General features: G+C 70.0%; 13 protein-coding genes. 6 read left to right on the forward strand and 7 right to left on the reverse strand.

The window, feature by feature from the left end:
• Positions 1 to 108 precede the first annotated feature (108 nt).
• The 5 genes from ABZ915_RS31360 to ABZ915_RS31380 form a co-directional block, all read right to left on the reverse strand.
• On the reverse strand, positions 109 to 828 hold the full coding sequence (locus ABZ915_RS31360) for a hypothetical protein (RefSeq protein WP_361810217.1): 720 nt from the start codon (positions 826 to 828) through the stop codon (positions 109 to 111).
• Between the two features lie 61 nt (positions 829 to 889).
• Positions 890 to 4,426: a polymorphic toxin-type HINT domain-containing protein gene (locus ABZ915_RS31365; RefSeq protein ID WP_361810219.1), complete on the reverse strand. Its 3,537-nt coding sequence runs from the start codon at positions 4,424 to 4,426 to the stop codon at positions 890 to 892.
• A 28-nt stretch (positions 4,427 to 4,454) separates the two neighbouring features.
• On the reverse strand, positions 4,455 to 5,474 hold the full coding sequence (locus tag ABZ915_RS31370; protein ID WP_361810221.1) for an aldo/keto reductase: 1,020 nt from the start codon (positions 5,472 to 5,474) through the stop codon (positions 4,455 to 4,457).
• 97 nt (positions 5,475 to 5,571) lie between these two features.
• Positions 5,572 to 7,671 carry a hypothetical protein gene (locus ABZ915_RS31375; protein ID WP_361810223.1) on the reverse strand — a complete coding sequence of 700 codons (2,100 nt, stop codon included), beginning with the start codon at positions 7,669 to 7,671 and terminating at the stop codon, positions 5,572 to 5,574.
• Between the two features lie 132 nt (positions 7,672 to 7,803).
• Positions 7,804 to 8,598: a peptidoglycan recognition protein gene (locus ABZ915_RS31380; RefSeq protein ID WP_361810225.1), complete on the reverse strand. Its 795-nt coding sequence runs from the start codon at positions 8,596 to 8,598 to the stop codon at positions 7,804 to 7,806.
• 189 nt (positions 8,599 to 8,787) lie between these two features.
• On the opposite strand from ABZ915_RS31380, the gene ABZ915_RS31385 reads away from it, so the two are divergent.
• Positions 8,788 to 9,972, forward strand: a complete 1,185-nt coding sequence (locus ABZ915_RS31385) for a MarP family serine protease (protein WP_361810227.1) — start codon at positions 8,788 to 8,790, stop codon at positions 9,970 to 9,972.
• 31 nt (positions 9,973 to 10,003) lie between these two features.
• On the opposite strand, the gene ABZ915_RS31390 is transcribed toward ABZ915_RS31385, so the two are convergent.
• Positions 10,004 to 10,492 carry a GNAT family N-acetyltransferase gene (locus ABZ915_RS31390; RefSeq protein ID WP_361810229.1) on the reverse strand — a complete coding sequence of 163 codons (489 nt, stop codon included), beginning with the start codon at positions 10,490 to 10,492 and terminating at the stop codon, positions 10,004 to 10,006.
• A gap of 72 nt (positions 10,493 to 10,564) precedes the next feature.
• Here ABZ915_RS31390 and ABZ915_RS31395 point away from each other — a divergent pair, with 72 nt between their 5' ends.
• Both ABZ915_RS31395 and ABZ915_RS31400 read left to right on the forward strand, forming a co-directional pair.
• Entirely contained in the window at positions 10,565 to 11,458 is an 894-nt protein-coding gene (locus ABZ915_RS31395; RefSeq protein WP_361810231.1) for a TIGR01777 family oxidoreductase, read from the forward strand.
• Positions 11,459 to 11,621: 163 nt separating this feature from the next.
• On the forward strand, positions 11,622 to 12,980 hold the full coding sequence (locus ABZ915_RS31400; RefSeq protein ID WP_361810233.1) for an NAD(P)/FAD-dependent oxidoreductase: 1,359 nt from the start codon (positions 11,622 to 11,624) through the stop codon (positions 12,978 to 12,980).
• A 28-nt stretch (positions 12,981 to 13,008) separates the two neighbouring features.
• On the opposite strand, the gene ABZ915_RS31405 is transcribed toward ABZ915_RS31400, so the two are convergent.
• Positions 13,009 to 14,445, reverse strand: coding sequence for a regulator (locus tag ABZ915_RS31405; protein ID WP_361810235.1), 1,437 nt, complete (start codon positions 14,443 to 14,445; stop codon positions 13,009 to 13,011).
• A 159-nt stretch (positions 14,446 to 14,604) separates the two neighbouring features.
• Between ABZ915_RS31405 and lipB the strand changes: the two genes are divergently transcribed.
• From lipB to ABZ915_RS31420, 3 genes are all read left to right on the forward strand, one after another.
• The gene (gene lipB, locus ABZ915_RS31410; RefSeq protein WP_361810237.1) at positions 14,605 to 15,492 is read left to right on the forward strand and encodes a lipoyl(octanoyl) transferase LipB; all 888 of its coding nucleotides are present in this window, start codon (positions 14,605 to 14,607) and stop codon (positions 15,490 to 15,492) included.
• Positions 15,493 to 15,691: 199 nt separating this feature from the next.
• Complete coding sequence (gene lipA / locus ABZ915_RS31415) at positions 15,692 to 16,657, forward strand: lipoyl synthase (RefSeq protein WP_361810239.1); 966 nt, start codon at positions 15,692 to 15,694, stop codon at positions 16,655 to 16,657.
• Positions 16,658 to 16,930: 273 nt separating this feature from the next.
• Positions 16,931 to 17,131, forward strand: coding sequence for a hypothetical protein (locus ABZ915_RS31420; protein WP_361437647.1), 201 nt, complete (start codon positions 16,931 to 16,933; stop codon positions 17,129 to 17,131).
• The last annotated feature ends 33 nt before the right edge of the window (positions 17,132 to 17,164 follow it).

Consider the following 17,164-nt stretch of genomic DNA (forward strand, 5'->3'; position numbering starts at 1 on the left):
TGTACCACTCTCACCCCATCGCTCTGGCAACCATCGAGGGAACAGCCTCCACTCCCTCTCTGCTTACCGTTGCCTCACTACTCACCATCACTCCTGCACAATTTGAGATCAATGAAATTTTTCTGCTTGATGGATCACCGACTGCGCAATTGACACTGCCGCCGCTTCACCAACGGGACTACTGTCGCGCACCACCCGCGCTTGAATAAAGGCAAACAAATCGAGCCAAAATTCACTTCGATTTTCCGGGTATGCATCTTTAAGCCATTCCATGATTCGCTGGAGGCGATATGATTTCAATCGCATACAACGTGGAGAATCGTCGGCATTACCCTCGGAGATCACCAGATCGAGCGCGGTAACCAGGCGAGCCTCAGGGAGGCTCGTGCCAGCCAGAATGAGGCTCAGCGCGTCGGCAGGAGTGAGCTCACCCGACAACCCATCAATTTCCGGGAGATCGTAACCGGGAACTCTGTTGAGACTTGCCTTATCCGGGCCACGATTCACCACGAGATCGACCCTTGAGGCTCGCACAGGGTCGTCCACCCGAATCGTCAAGTGTTGAACTCCGGATTTCCCGACATGTCTCACGAATCGACTGACCCTGTCGACGTCGAAGACTGCGAGTGCGCCATCAGGAAGCTCCATAGAGGAATCGAAGACCACTGATCCGATATTCGGGTGCGCGCCGTTCCACACTCGCACCAGAACGGTGGAAATCTGAGCGCGCGCCGGGACCGCCAAGTGTGAAACACCTGGAGGCATTGGCCCGGACAGTGGAGTATTGACGAAATCCTCCATCTCCCCCGTAGGACCGATCATCACCATAGGATGATTAAGCAAGACTTGAGCTTCCCCGATATACATGACTCACCCCGGCCAGCGAGAACTATCCATCGATATGACTGTCAATGATCGACATGAGTCTACCGTAATACCCTGCCGCTCTTGGGTCGGGCATATTGAAGTGGTCACGCATGAGCTTCTGCGCTCTCAACACCGCCCGGGACTGGTCATTACTGCATGATGGACACTGCGGGTAAAGCTGCTGATCAGCTTCGGGATTCAGCCCAGTAGCAGGTTGGTGATCGCCAACCATGGTTTCGCCTTCTGCCGTACTACCGCAGGAATGGCACAGCATTCCCTGCATCGCCTCGGATTGTTCGGCGGTAACCTCGGCGCCAGTGGCGGGCACGGATTCGTCCGCGTGTGGGCCGGGGCGTATCAGACTCGCCTGGCGCGCTGTGAGCGTGGTATTGCAGTTGTGGACAAGGACCGGCGTGACCCCCGCCAGCACATAGTACGTATGCGTGACGTCAACGGTCAGGTCGTGAGTCAGATGCTGCCGGTGCCAGATCGCGACGGAAGAAACCGTGACAGCAGCACCCGACGCGGACCGCAGGCTCATACCAGCCGTGATGTCACCGGCGTCGATCCACGAGTGCTTCGAGGTAACCCAGAAGGGATGCGTCACCGTGGCGACGATCTTCGAGGACTTGCCGCCGTCCCGAATGGTGAGGGTGGCGAAGTCCTTGTCGTGCTTGGTGGTGATCAGCTTCTCGACGGTGCGCGACTTGGTTTTTCCGGTCTCCGGGTCGGTTGCCCGGACCTTGTCGCCCTTCTTGATGTCCTTGATCTGCTTTTCGTGGCCGTCGGCCATGAGGACCTTGGTCGACGGGAGGAAGCTGTGATTGCAGGCACTGGCGCCGCTCTTGGGCTCGGCGGTCTCCGCGCGCGTACCGCCCTTGGCTGCTCCGGAACTGGCGGTTGCTTCGGCTGCGCGGTCAGCCGCCTTGGCTCCGGAAGAGGTTGCTGCCTTGGACGCGGCAGCCGTTTCTGTTCCCTCGGCGACGGCTGCCGCGCCGGCCCCGGCGATACCCGCCGTCCCGGCTATGACCGCGCCGCCTTCACCGATGACTCCCACGGAGGCGCCGACCGCAGCAGCGCCCAGGCTGCCCGCTTCGGCACCTGCGGTGAAGCCCTCGGCCCCGGCCGCGAGTACGGCACCACAACCACCCGCTGTTGCCGCGACGCAGGCAACCACCCCCACCACCACAGCGGTAGCCACGACCGCCGCAATCACGGGGTGCCGCTGGATCACGTGGTACGCCTTATGCGCGAAGTGGGACACGTGGCAGGAAAGCGACCAGCCGCAGCTGTGGTGGGAGCTTTCGCCCTCATCGGGACTGAAGCTGGGCTGGTTGAGGCCGCCTCCCGCGCGGGCTCGGTCGCGGTTCTGGACGGTCTTGGTTCCGCCCGTGCCGCCGGTGTCTATCAGGCCGCCGTTGTTCCCCTCCGCGATCGACAGGCCGGTGGGGTCGCTGTGTGTGACGGGGTTGTCGCCTGCGTAGGTGTATCCGTCGATCTGCTGGGCGTCGGTGAGTTCGAGAACGGGATCGTCGGAGACGAAGCGGCCGATCGTCGGGTCGTATTCACGGGCCCCGAGGTGGGTGAGGCCGGTGGTGGTGTCCTGGATGCCGTTGACGAAGCCCTTGTCGCCGGGCCAGGCGCTGGAAGCGGGCTGGGGACCGCGGGGGTTGCCGAAGGGGTCGAGGCGGCGGCGGGTCGCGGTCTGGGTGGTGGCGTCGACGGCGGTTTCGGCCGTGTTGTGGGCGTCACTCACCTGCCATTGCAGGCTGCCTGAGCTGGTACGGACGGCGACGGTCTGGCCGGCCCAGGTGTAGTAGCGCGTGCCGGTGGTCGTCGAGGTGCCCTTGGCCAGGTGGACCTCGGTGTCGCCCAGGTAGAGCGTGGTGCCGGAGTCGTCGCGGGAGAGCAGTCGGTTGCCGTCGGCGTCGTACAGGTAGGAGACCGAGGTGCCGTCGGCGTTGGTGGCCTTGGCGAGATGGTTCTCGTCGTCCCAGTCGAGGGTCTGGGTCTTGCCGTCGACGGTCCGGGTATGCGTGTTGCCCGAGGCGTCGTAGGTGTAGGAGTTCGTGGTGGTGGTGCTGCCCTTGGTGGACGTCGACGAGGACAGGGTGTGGGCCTGGGCGGCCCCCTTCGCCGGGTAGTGGTAGGTCGTGGTGGTGTCGTCGCCGCCGGAGGTCGTCGCGTGGTCGACCTGGGTGGTGCGGTTGCCCAGGTCGTCGTAGGCGTACGTGTGCCAGTACGGTGCCGGGCCACCGAGGACGGCGGTCGACGGGTCGGCCGAGCAGCCGTCGGTGGCGGTCCAGGCCTGGGTGAGACGGTCATGGCCGTCGTAGCGGTAGCACTGCACGTCGTCGGTGCCGTCGGCGTGGGTGGCGGCCTTGGTCGGGTTGCCGGCGTCGTCGTAGTCGTACGACGTGTCCTGGACCGGCGCGGTGTGGGCGTCGTCCACGACCAGTTCGCGCTTGAGGCGACGGGTGCCGTCTTCGTAGGTGTTCGTGATCTGGAGCCACTTGGCGGTGTCGGCGGCGGAGACACCCAGAGTGATCTTGCTGACGTCGCTCAGCTTGGTGTACTCGGTGTTCTGAACGTAGCCGGTGGCGCCCTTGAGCGTGGTCGGCATGCTCAGCTCGTTGTAGCCCACCTCCAGGGACTCCCCGGGCAGGCCACCGGCCGCCGGGTCGGAGGTGGACTGGACGGTGCCGTCCAGGTTGTAGCCGGTCGTCGACGTGTACGAGCCCGCGAGTGCCTCTTCACCGGTGACCGAGGGGATGGTGACGCGGGTGAGCGTCGGCCGGTACAGGGAGTCGTAGGTGCCGACCTGGCTGCTGTAGGCCTTGCCGTCGGTTCCGGAGCCGCCGACGTAGCGGATCGAGGAGGTCGGACGTCCCTTGGCGACGGAGTCGTACGTCCACTTGGCGAGTTGGTGGGCGGCGTCCTTGGTGGCGCCGTCGTACATGTCCGTCCTGCGGCCGAGGACGTCGTACGAGTAGCTGAGGGTCTTCTCCTCGGAGGTGCCCACGGCGGTCGTGGTGGAGGCGACCTGGTCCAACTCGTCGTAGGCGGTGGTGGTCCTGCCGGTGTCCGGGTCCGTGGAACTGGTCTTGCGGCCCATCAGGTCGTAGCCGTAGGACCAGGTGTTGCCGTCGTCGTCGACGACCGTCTTCAGCCGGCTCTTCGCGTCGTAGGAGTACTTGATGGAGGTGTACGAGCCGGACGGGGTGCCGTTGTCGTACTGCCGGGTCTCGGTGGTGCGGCCGAGGGTGTCGGTCAGGGCCGTGGTGGCGATACCGCCCTTGGGCGGGGTGACCGTGGTCCGGTCACCGCCGTACGCGGTCGAGGTGGTCCAGCGCTTGGTGCCGTTCGCGTAGAAGTCGGCCGCTGTGGGACGTCCCGCACCGTCGTAGGTGGTGAGGGTCTGGGCGGGGACGGCGGAGGTGATGGTGGCGAGGGAGCCGGACGCGGACTTGCTGTCGCTGTAGTCGGCGTTGGCCTCGACGGCCAGGCCGCGGCTGTCGTACTTGGTCTCCGCGATGAATGGCCGGGAGCGCCCGGTCACGGTGGCGACATCGTTGCCCCGCGGGCGGTCAGCGGCGGCGCAAGGACGGGTCCAGTAGGGCGGGTGGAGTGTCGAACTTCTCGTCGGGGGCCAGGTCGGTGCCGGGGGTGACGATCGTGTCGATCGCGTCGAGTACGTCGGCGGGGAGCACGGTGTCGGCGGCGGCCAGTTGTGCGTGCAGGTGGTCCAGGGTGCGGGGGCCGATGAGGGCGCTGGTCACGGCGGGGTGGGTGGCCGCGAAGGCCAGGGCCAGCTGGATCAGGGTCAGGCCGGCCTCTTCGGCGACCTTGGCCAGTTGCTCGACGGCGTCCAGCCTGGCGCGGTTGGAGGGGATGGTGGTGTCGAAGCGCTGCGGCATGAAGGCCGAGCGGCTGGTGGTGATGTCCCGGCCCGCGCGGATCGCGCCCGACAGCCAGCCCGAGGCCAGTGGGCTCCACACCAGCACACCGAGTCCGTACTGCTCGGTCACCGGCAGGACGTGGGTCTCGATCCCGCGCTGGAGGAGCGAATAGCTGGGCTGTTCGGTGACGTAACGGCTCAGATGATGCTCGTGGGCGGCCCACTGCGCCTGCACGATGCGGTGTGCGGGGAAGGTCGAGGAGCCGAAGTAGCGGATCTTGCCCGCGCGTTGCAGGTCGGTCAGGGCCGAGAGTGTCTCCTCGTCGCTGGTCCTCGGGTCCCAGCGGTGGATCTGGTAGAGGTCGACGTGGTCCACCCCGAGGCGGCGCAGGCTGTTGTCCAGTTCGGTGATCAGCCAGCGGCGCGAACTGCCCTGGTGGTTGCGCTCCTCGCCCATCGGCATGCCCGCCTTCGTGGCCAGCACGATGTCGTCGCGGCGGCCGGCGATGGCCTTGCCGACCATCACCTCCGACTCGCCGTCGCTGTACATGTCCGCGGTGTCGATGAGGTTGATCCCCGCCTCCAGGGCGGCGTCGACGAGGGCGGTGGCCTCGTCCTGGGTGGTGCGTCCGATCGCGCCGAAGTTCATCGCGCCCAGCGCGAGGGTGCTGACCTGCACACCGGTCCGGCCCAAGGTGCGGTACTGCATGACCGTGTCTCCTTGCATCGCAAAACAAACGGAACCCCGTTCCGGAACCATACGGAACGGGGTTCCGCTTATGCAAGCGCGCCGGCCGTCGGCGTACTCAGGCGCTGCCCGCCCTGCCCAGGTCCAGCAGCCCGGCAGAGGCGGAGGCAGGGGCATCCGAAGCGGTGCGTTGCTGCGGGAACATGCGGCTCGGGTCCGGGTCCGCGTGGTGCTCCGGCAGATCGCGTACGGCCTTTTCGGTCAGCGCGTTGACGGCCGCATTGAATCGCTCCATGGAGGTCGGGTGATCCGGACCCAGAACGTATTCCTTCAGGGTGCGACGAGACGCGGCCATCGGGTCGTGGTGCGGCTCGCGTACCGCGTCGAGAATTTCCGGCAGACGGGCGCAGTCGCGGTCCAGGAGATACGCGCCGCCCGCCGTGGTGTACGCGGCGCGGAATTCCTCGTCGGGAAGATCGTGGGCATTGGTCAGGACGTACGGCTTGAGGCTCGCGACGAAATCGGCGACCACGGAGGAGACGTCGCTGATGAGGATGTCGGCCTGGTCGAAGCACTCGTAGAGGGTGGGGAGCTGCTTGAGGATGACGTTGTGGCGGACGGGGCCGCGGGACTCCCAGAAGACGCGGTGCCACTCGGCGCGCAGGGCCTGCCACTCGTCGGCGCCGCTCCGGTCGGGGATACGGGCGTCACGGGTCTGCTGGGTGTAGTCGCCCTCGCCCCGGCCGGACAGCTCGTCGAGGCGGGCCTGGATCTCCTGGAGCCTGGGCGTGGCCGCGGCCACCGCGGCCTCCGTCCGCTCGGCGTCCCGCTGCTCGTTGTCGGCCCGCAGCAGGGCGCGGATGGCCTGGTCGGCGGCGGCGGCCTCCGCCGAGCGCTTGCCGGTGAGGGGGTGGGGCTTGTAGATGACGCGGACGTTCTCGGCGAGGAGCTTCTCGATCAGGGGCACGCCCATCGGGATCAGGGACGTGTGGCAGTCGTCGTCGCTCCAGCCCTCCCAGGTGGGGGCGTACAGGACGACGGGCAGCGGGCCGGGCGTGTGGTCGGCGTGCAGGCGGATCGAGGACAGCTGGGGGCGGCCCACCTCGACGATGGCCTCGTCGCTGATGGCGTGGCGTACGCGCTGGTAGCGGTCGCGGCCCGCCCGGCCGGCCACCCAGATCTCGTCGTAGACCTTGCTGACCCGGTTGCTGCTGGCGAGCTTGTCGCTGTCGCCATGGCCGATGAAGACGTGCTTGGCCTCGGCGATCCGCAGCATGTGCACGTTCTTGCCGGCGTTGCCGGGGTAGAGCGCGACGCGGACGCCGGACAGGTCCAGTTCGGCCAGGTCGTCGGCCTTGGGCACGCAGACGACCGGTATCCAGGTGCGGCTGAGGTGACGGAACGAGGCCTTCTCGCGAAGGATGATCACCGGGCGGCGGTCGAGCCGCTCCAGCGTCTCGATCCACATGTTGACCTGGTACATGAAGTCCCGGGAGACGGCGGCGAAGCTGAAGTACAGGGCCACCTCGGGGCGGTATCCGGCCAGTTGCCGGTTGACCTCGGCGATCACCTCGTCCCGGCCGGGGGTCCGGCGGGCCGCGCGGAAGTGCCGGAGCAGTGCCAGTACCGCCGCCAGGGACAAGCCGGCCGTCAGCGCGTAGCCGATGCCCGCCGGGTACCGCTCCCCCGTCGCCAGCGCGGTCAGCAGCCCCGCGTGGGCCGGCAGGTCGAGGTGGAGGAGCTTGCGCAGGACGCGCCGGTTGAGGAGGGCGGGCGGGCTCTGCGGGATGCCCGCCCCGCTCATGTCGAGGTTGCGTACGACGACCGGCAGGCCGCGCCGGATGCTGATGGCGCGGTGCAGCGCCGAGTACAGCATCACCAGCGCGAAGTGGACGCTGAAGACGACCAGTGCGGCGATGAGCACCGCGTCCGGCGCGTCCATCCGGTCGGCCAGGGCGAGCAGCATCACCGTCCTGATGGCGAACCGCATGGTGCGGCTGAGCTGGAGCGTCGCCAGCCGGCGTACGAAGCCGGGGGCGCGGGCGTGCAGCACCTCGTCCGCGAGGTACGTCACCGCCGACGCCGCGGCGAATCCCCACAGGGACGGCAGCAGAGCGAAGACGGGCAGCGCCGCGAAACCGGCGCCGAACAGCAGCACCAGGAAAAGCTCGGTCTTCCCGCGCACCCGCAGGGCAGCGCAAAGCCAACGGATCGGCATGGACAAGGATTCCCCCCGGAATTCTGTCTTCTCGCTTGTTTGGCCAGTTCGACAGGGACCGACGGCGAAAGGTTGTACACCTTGACGGCGGAAATAATTCACCTTCCGTTGGCAAACACGGAAGGGGAAGTTCTACTTTCGCCGACCCTGAAGTCGTGCCGCCGCCTCCCGGATCGCCGGGAGTTTCGCGGTGAGGGCCGCGCCCGGACAGGTCGTCATGTAGCCCTCGTTGTGGCCGGCGACGGTGGGGAGGATGGCGGTGGTGCCGCTCTTGAAGCGGCTGTGGCTGCTGCTGGAGACCAGCGTCACCCGTGATCGCGGGTCGACGTCGGCCAGGCCGAGCTTCCAGGCGGTCAGTGCGGCGATCGCGTCCGTCATGGCCCGCGGGACGGGGATCCCGGCGGTGAAGGTGCCGAGGGCGGCGATGCCGGCGGTGCGGTGGTTGAAGCCCAGGGTGTGGGCGCCGGTGACGGCGCGGTCGGCGCCGCCCGCACGGCCCTCGTAGATGGTGCCGCAGCGGTCGACGAGGAAGTTGTAGCCGATGTCGTCCCAGCTGCGGGCGCCGGTCTGGCCGGAGTAGAGGTCGCGGATGATGCGGGGCGTCTCGGCGCAGTCGTAGCCGTTGGGCGAGTCGGTGTGGTGGACGAAGACCGCGACGACCTTGTCGTCGTAGCGCGGTGGCGGCTGGGTGTGCCGGGCGATGGCGATGTCCAGCCAGGCGGTGCGCGGCATGATGCGGGGGCGGGCGGCGCGGTGGTGGGCCACGGGTTCCGCCCGGCCCGCCCCGGAGCGGGCCTCCGCGCTCTGGACGTGCCGCGCCTCGGCGACCGTGTCCTCGACTCCCCGGGCGCACAGCGCGGGCGCGAGGACGGCGGCGAGGGCGGGCAGGCAGCCCAGCACGGTACGGGCGGCGGCGCGTGCGTCCATGGTCCCAATGTCGGCGGGGTCCGCTCCGCCCGCGATGTGCGATGTGCCACCTGGCGGAACCATCGTCCTGGTCCAGGACGTTTCTGGGGGTACACGCACGCGTGGCCGGATCCCGAGGTGTCGGGTGCGTGTAACTGATCACTGGGCCCGTCCCACCCGTACTAGGGGGTCCGAGAGAAAGGCGGCTCCGTGGACTTGCTCGACCTGGTGCTTGTGCTGGTGATCCTGGCCTACGCGGCTTCCGGATACCGGCGTGGGCTGGTTGCCGGTTGCGTCTCGCTGGCCGGGTTCGTGGGCGGGGCGGTCGTGGGTGTGTGGGTGCTGCCGTGGGTGATGGATCTCGTCACGCGCGGGACGCCGGGGGCGACCGTCGCCGCGGTGCTGACGGTGCTGGTCCCGGGCGTGGTGGGGCACGAGCTGGCGGGGCGGCTGGCGCTGCGGCTGCGGCGCGAACTGGACGACGGGCCGCTGCGGGTGGCCGACGGGGTCGGCGGGGCGGCGGCGAACTCGGTCGCCGTGCTGATCGTGGCGTGGGTGGCCGCGAGTGTGCTGGGCGCGTCCTCGTCCGTGACGGTGACGACGGCGATACGTGACTCGGCGCTGCTGGGCGCGGTGCAGAACGCGATGCCGGACACCACGCCGACCTGGTTCTCGCGGGCGACGTCCGCCCTCACGGAAGCGGGCTTCCCGCAGGTCTTCAACCCCTTCGAGAACGAGTCGACGGCCCGGGTCGCCAAGCCCTCCGGCGACAGCGTCACGCCCAGGGCCACGAACGCCGCCAAGACGAGCACGGTGAAGATCGAGGGGGTCTCCGGCACCCAGGGACGCGAGGGCAGCGGGTTCGTGTACGCGCCGGAGCATGTGATGACCAACGCGCACGTGGTGGCGGGCATCGACGACCCGACCGTACGCCTCGGGGGCGTCGGGCAGTCGTACGAGGCGCGCGTGGTGCTCTTCGACCCGAACCGGGACGTGGCGGTGCTGTACGTGCCGTATCTGCGTGCCCCCGTGCTCCGCTTCGACGACAACGCCTCACGCGGTGACTCGGCGGTCGTCGCGGGCTATCCGCAGGACGGCGACCTCAACCTCCAGGCGGCCACGGTGGCGAACCGGGTGCGGGCGACCGGCCAGAACATCTACAGCGACGCCACCGTCACCCGCGAGATCTATTCCATACGGTCGACGGTCCGGCCCGGCAACTCCGGCGGCCCGCTGCTGACCACCGGGGGCCGGGTGTTCGGCGTGGTCTTCGCCCGTTCCACCTCGGACGGCGAGACGGGGTACGTGCTGACGGCGGACGAGGTGTCCTCCGACGCCGCGCGCGCGAAGGACGCGACGACGCCGGTGGACACCGGGGAGCTGGTCACCTCCTGAGCGACCCGGGCCGCCCGCGCGTCGGCGCGCGTCAGAGGGGGCGGCCCATGAACACGTCGTCCACGTACTCCCCGCCCAGCAGAAACTCCTCCGGCAGCACGCCCTCGACGACGAAGCCCTCGGACTCGTACAGCTTGCGGGCGGGGGTGTTGTGCCCGAGGACGCGCAGGGTGATGCGGCGGGCGCCGCACCGGCCGGCCTCCGCGACGGCGGCTCGGATCAGCGCGCGGCCGACGCCCCGGCCGCGGGCCTCGTCGGCGACGGCGAGGCCCTGGATCTGCCGTACGTGCGCGTTGCAGTCCAGCGAGGTGGGGAAGCCGATGCGGACGTACCCCACGACGCGGCCGTCCCACTCGGCGACCAGGGTGTCCTCGACGGCGTGCCGCTCGGAGAAGAACGGCCGGTACGGCGGCTGCGGCTCGGGCATCACCGCGTGCAGATGCGACCAGGTGGCCACGTCGACGAGGGTCAGCGCCTCGTCGTCCTCGGGCCGGGCGGTACGTATGGAGGGGTCGGGCATGCCGGTCACCCTACGGCGGGGTTCCAAGCGCTTCACGGGGTTTTCACCTGCGGAACGGGCAGGATGGGCGGCATGCAACGATCAAGGATCGCGGTGACCGGCGCGTCCGGTCTCATCGGCAGCGCTCTGGTGCGGTCCCTGACCGCCGACGGACACGAGGTGGTGCGCCTGGTCCGCCGCGCGGCCCGGGGCGAGGGCGAGGTCTGCTGGGACCCGGAGGGGCAGTACGTGGACGCGGTCGGGCTCATCGGCTGCGACGCGGTGGTCAACCTGGCCGGGGCCGGCGTGGGCGACCGCCGCTGGACGGAGGAGTACAAGCGGCGGATCCGGCAGAGCCGGGTGCTGGGCACGGCGGCGCTGGCGGAGGCCGTCGCCTCGCTCGACGAGCCGCCGCGCGTCCTGGTCAACGGCAGCGCGATCGGCATCTACGGCGACACCGGGGACCGGGTGGTCGACGAGGACACCCCGCCCGGGGACGGTTTCCTGCCGTCGCTGTGCACGGAGTGGGAGGAGGCCACCGCGCCCGCTCAGGAGGCGGGCGTACGGACGGTGTTCGCGCGGTCCGGGCTGGTGGTGGCGCGCGGCGGCGGCGCGTGGGGGCGGCTGTTCCCGCTGTTCAAGGCCGGACTCGGCGGGCGGATGGGCGACGGGCGGCAGTACTGGTCGTACATCGCGCTGCACGACGAGGTGGCCGCGCTGCGCCATCTCATCGCCGGGGACGGGCTGTCGGGGCCGTTCAACCTGACCGCACCGCAGCCGCTGACCAACCGGGAGATCACCGAGGCCATGGGGCGCGTGCTGCACCGGCCGACGGCGTTCGCGGTCCCGGCGCCGGTGCTCAGGGCCGCGCTGGGCGAGATGGCGGGGGACGTGCTGGGCAGCCAACGGGTGGTGCCCAAGCGACTGCTGGAATCGGGGTTCACCTTCGCGTTTCCGGGGATCGAGGACGCGATCCGGGCGGCCTGATGAACTCCTGTGACCATATGCGACCGCCGTGCGACCGTGCCCTGTCCATGCGCGACTGTCCCTGACCGATCACGGCCCTAACCTCGATCTGAACTCGGGTATCCCTGGAGCCTGTTGGGGGCATGACGTCTCCACCGGCCGCACAACCTCGAGGAGGGGCCTCGTGCTTGAGCCCGTGTACCAGGTGGACGTCGTCATCGTGGGAGCCGGGATCGCCGGTCTCTCCGCGGCACATCGGCTGACCAGCGCAGGAGTGACGACCGCGGTCCTGGAAGCCGCCCCCTACGTGGGCGGCCGCATGTCGACGGAGAAGGTCGACGGCTTCCGGCTCGACCGGATCGGCCAGTTCCTGTCCACGTCGTATCCGGAACTACGCCTGACACCAGGGCTCGACGCCCTCGTCCTGCGCCCCTTCGCACCCGGCGTCCTGCTGCACCGCGACGGCCGTCGGCAGCGCGCGGGCGCATCGGCGGTCGGAGGGAGCGCAAGGGGCGCACTCCATGCTGTACGCGCCCTGGCAAGCGCCCCCAGGAGCACGGCCGTGTCGCCCGCGCGCAAGGCCGGCGCCCCGGTCGGCGGCGCCGTCGACCAGGCCCGCCTCCAGGCATCTCTCGCCCGGATCGCCGGTACGCCCGTCGAACGCATCCTGGCCCGTCCCGAACTCCCCGCCGCCCAGGCCCTCGCCGCCCGCGGGGTGCCCGCCCGCACCATCGACGGCTTCCTGCGCCCGCTGCTCGCCGCCCTGCTGTGCGACCCGGAGCTGACCACCTCCAGCCGGTGCGCCGACCTCGCGCTGCGCTCCTTCGCGAGCGGCCGGCTGTGCGTGCCGGAGGGCGGCGCCGACGTGCTGCCGGAACTGCTGGCGCGGTCCCTTCCCCCCGGTACCGTGCACACCGGCGTCCGGGCCACCTCCGTCGCCACCACGGCCGTGACCACCGCCGAACACGGCGAGTTCCGCTGCCGCGCGGTCCTGCTGGCGACCGACGCGCGTGCCGCGGCCGAACTGCTGCCCGGTCTGCGCGTGCCGGACTTCCACCCCGTCACGGTGGTCCACCACACGACGGACGAGCCGCCGACGACGGGCGCCTCGCTCCTGCTGGAGGCCGACCGCGGCGGCCCCGTCGCGCACACCGCGGTGGTCAGCAACGTCGACCCGAGCCGCGCGCCCGCGGGCCGGGCACTGGTCTCCTCCACCGTCCTCGGCACTCCTCCCGAGGGCGTCGACACCGCCGTACGCATGCACCTGTCCCGGCTGTACGGCACCTCGACGCGCCGCTGGGAGACCCTGGCCGTGCACCACACGGCCGAGGCCGTCCCCGCGATGCGCCCGCCGCACGACCTGCGGCGGCCGGTGCGGCTGATGGCGGGGCTCTACGTGTGCGGCGACCACCGCGACACCAGCACCGTCCAGGGCGCGCTGCACTCGGCCCACCGGGCCGCCGCCGCGGTCCTCGCGGACCTGGGGGCGGCGGGCTCGATGCACCGGGCGGACCCGCCGGCCACCCTGCGGAAGGCGGCCTGATCCCCGGGGCGCGCAAGAGGTCAGGGGCTCACCCGAGCGCCGCGATCCTGTCGCGGTAGCCCCTGACCGGTGCCGCGTCCCTGTAGGGCTCCAGCCGGCGTTCGAAGTCCTTGACGTACTCGACCGCCCGGACCGAGCGCATCTCCGCCGCCTGCCCGGCCGCCTCCGCGCCCAGCGCGCAGGCCTGGTCGAGTTCGCCGAGGCCGAGGCGGGCGGTGGCGAGGACGACCCGGCAGAACAGCCGGCTGCGGGCGTACGAGGGGGCGCGCAGTTGCAGGGAGCGCTCGGCGTGCTGGGCCGCGGCGCGGAACTGCTGGAGATCCCGGTGGCAGTGCCCGAACTCGTCGGCGAGCTGCGCCTCGTCGAAGAAGCGCGCCCAGTACGGCACCTCGTCCCCGGGCCGGGCCGCCTCCAGGGCGCGCTCGGCCCGCACCAGCGCACCGGTGCACGCCCGCACCTCCCCCAGCACGCCGTGCGCCCGTGCCTCGGACGCGTGCAGCAGCGCCTGTACGACCGGCGGGGCGCCGCCCCCGACGCCCTGCTGCGCCACGCGGGCCAGCTGGACGGCCTCCCGGCCGTGCCCGAGGTAGACGGCCTGGCGGCTCATGGTGACCAGCACGTAGGAGCCGTAGGCCCGGTCCCCGGCCGCCTGGGCGAGCCGCAGCGCCTGTACGAAGTAGCGCTGGGCGAGCCCGTGCGCGGCGATGTCGTACGAGGTCCAGCCCGCGAGGCGGGTGAGGTCGGCGGCGGCGGCGAACAGGCGGCGGCCGGTCTGCTCGCCGTAGGTGCCGCGCAGCATCGGCTCGCACTCGTGCTCGAGGTAGCGGACCAGGGCCTGGCGGGCGTGGCCGCCGCCGTAGGCGTCGTCGAGGGTGCGGAAGAGTTCGCCGACGGAGCGGAGCGCGGCGATGTCGCCGCCGGTGACCCGCTGGCCGGGGCCGCGCTCGGCCTGCCCGCGCTGGCGGGGCAGCACCGGGCGGCCCTGTGCGGGCACCCGGGCGGGCGGCTCGCCGCGGGCCACCTTGTCGTCGGCCCGGCCGATCAGCCAGTCCCGGCTGGGCACGACGAGGCCCGCCGGGGTGAAGGCGATCTTGCGCAGCTCGGCGTGGCTGCCGGAGTCCTTGCGCCACAGCCCGCTGACGATGTCGACGGCCTCCTCGGGGCTGGCCGCGAACTCCAGGCCCGCGTAGACCGGCGCGCAGGCGTCCAGGCCCAGGTCCTGGGCGGTCAGACGGCGGCCGAGACGCCGGGTGAAGACCTCGGCGATGAGCGCGGGAGTGGTTCCCCGCGGCTGCTGGCCGCGCAGCCACCGGGTCACCGATGTCTTGTCGTATCTGAGATCCAGCCCGTGTTCGAGACCCAGCTGGTCCACGCGACGGGCCAGTCCCGCGTTGGAGAACCCCGCTTCTGCGATGAGCGCGGCGAGCTGTCGGTTGGGGGTGCGCTGCGCGGGTCGGTCCGTCATCTGCGGTGCGGTCTCCTGCCTTTCGAACCCAAGCAGCGTGGCCGCTTGCGCCCGGATTGCCTGTGAGCAGCCCTTATGGCCTCATGAACGGCGCGAATGTAGCGGAGAGTGAGCAGCTGATCACATACTTTGGCGTGCATTCATCCGATCGTGTGAGGATTGACCCCCGAGCTGACGTCCAGCGGCCGGACGTACAGTGGCGTAGGCGCGTTACGTGCCTTACGAGCTTCTAGGGAGGCGCTTGCCGTGAGTGAGTTGCGGTTCGTCCGCATGGGTTTCGGTGCCGGGGCAGTGGACTACCAGGTGGCCTGGGACGAGCAGCGCCGGGTGCACGCGGCGCGGTTCGCCGACGAGGTCCCCGACACCGTCCTGCTCCTCGAACACCCCCCCGTCTACACGGCGGGCCGTCGCACCGAGGACAGCGAGCGTCCCCTCGACGGCACTCCGGTCATCGACGTGGACCGCGGCGGCAAGATCACCTGGCACGGTCCGGGCCAGCTGGTGGGCTACCCGATCCAGAAGCTCCCGCGCCCGGTGGACGTGGTCGCGCACGTCCGGCGCCTGGAGGAGGCCCTGATCCGCACCTGCGCGGAGTTCGGCCTCGAGACGACCCGGGTCGAGGGCCGCAGCGGGGTGTGGGTGCTCGGCGACCCGGTCGGGCAGCGGCCGGCGCTCGGCGGGCTGGCACTGGACTTCGACCCCCGGCTGACCGACGACCAGTTCGACCCCCGGCTGAACGGGCCCGAGTACGCGCCCTCCAACGCCGGCCAGCGGCGCGAGGACCGGAAGATCGCGCAGATCGGCATCCGGGTGGCCAAGGGCGTCACGATGCACGGCTTCTCGTTCAACGTGAACCCCGACAACCGCTGGTTCGACAAGATCATCCCTTGCGGGATCCGGGACGCCGGGGTGGCCTCCCTCGCCGGCGAGCTGGACCGCGACGTGACCATCGAGGAGGTCCTGCCGGTGGCCGAGCGGCACCTGAGGGACGTACTCGAGAATGCGGAGCTGAAGCCGCGGGAGATCGAGCGGACGCCGGCGGCGTGACTTCTCGGCACCGGCCGGCATGAAATCAGCCCGTCCGGGGGTGCCCCCTCTGGGGGAGTTCGAGGACGAGGCCGTTCAGACCGAAGCGGGGGTCTGGGGGCGGCAGCCCCCGGAGAGGCCCGCCCCAGCGCCGGGCAACCATCAAAACCACGGGCGTACCCTTGAGCACGCCGAAGAATCAATCGCTAGGGAGCCGGTCGTGTCCGCAGTCGCACCCGACGGACGCAAGATGCTGCGCCTGGAGGTCCGCAACAGCCAGACCCCCATCGAGCGCAAGCCCGAGTGGATCAAGACCCGGGCGAAAATGGGCCCCGAGTACACGAAGATGCAGAACCTCGTCAAAAGCGAAGGCCTGCACACGGTCTGCCAGGAAGCCGGCTGCCCGAACATCTACGAGTGCTGGGAGGACCGCGAGGCGACGTTCCTCATCGGCGGCGACCAGTGCACGCGGCGCTGTGACTTCTGCCAGATCGACACCGGCAAGCCCGAGGCGCTGGACCGCGACGAGCCGCGCCGCGTGGGCGAGTCCGTGGTCACCATGGACCTGAACTACGCCACCATCACCGGCGTCGCCCGCGACGACCTGGAGGACGGCGGCGCCTGGCTGTACGCCGAGACCGTGCGCCAGATCCACCAGCAGACGGCGGACCGCGAGGGCGGCCGGACCAAGGTGGAGCTGCTGGCCCCCGACTTCAACGCGGTCCCCGAGCAGCTGGCCGAGGTCTTCTCCTCCCGCCCCGAGGTCTTCGCGCACAACGTCGAGACGGTCCCCCGGATCTTCAAGCGGATCCGCCCCGGCTTCCGCTACGAGCGCTCGCTGAAGGTCATCACCGAGGCCCGCGACTACGGCCTGGTCACCAAGTCCAACCTGATCCTCGGCATGGGCGAGACCCGTGAGGAGGTCAGCGACGCGCTGAAGCAGCTGCACGGGGCCGGCTGCGAGCTGGTCACCATCACGCAGTACCTGCGCCCGACCGTGCGCCACCACCCGGTGGAGCGCTGGGTCAAGCCGCAGGAGTTCGTGGAGCTGAAGGAGGAGGCCGAGCAGATCGGCTTCTCCGGCGTGATGTCCGGCCCGCTGGTCCGCTCCTCGTACCGGGCCGGGCGGCTCTACCAGATGGCGATCGAGAAGCGGGGCGCCTACATCGCCTCGCAGGCCGTCTGACGCACGCTCGCCCGGGTTACACCGTCCGGGCGTCGGACAAGCGTGTGAATTCACGCACAAGAAACTACCGGCCAGTAGTGACCGATACGACGCGGTCCTGACAGTCCTCGCAGATGAGGACACCCGTCAGGATCGCGTCGTCGTTTCTACCTGGTCCAACGAGGCTTCATTGCCGTTTGACCGGTCGGTCACACCCTGGTAACACCAATCAGTGACGCTGGACTCACGCCACGTACACCCCGTATCCGCAGCCGTATCGAGGGGGACCACCACATGCAGGCCGCGCCCGTTCGCGCCACCGCCATCCCGTCGTTCACCGACGCACTCCGCGCCGTCGAGTCCCTGCTCATGAGCGGCGGCCAGCGCACCGCCCGCCGTAACGCCTGGACCTCGGTCCTGGAGGACCGCCGCCGCGCCAAGGACCGGGTCGAGGCCCAGCGCGTCCTCGAGCAGACGCTCACCCCCCGCCCCTGAGCACCCCCCTGAATCCCACCCTCCGGGACACTG

It is taken from the genome of Streptomyces sp. NPDC046915 (genome assembly GCF_040644935.1).
Classification (GTDB): Bacteria; Actinomycetota; Actinomycetes; order Streptomycetales; family Streptomycetaceae; genus Streptomyces.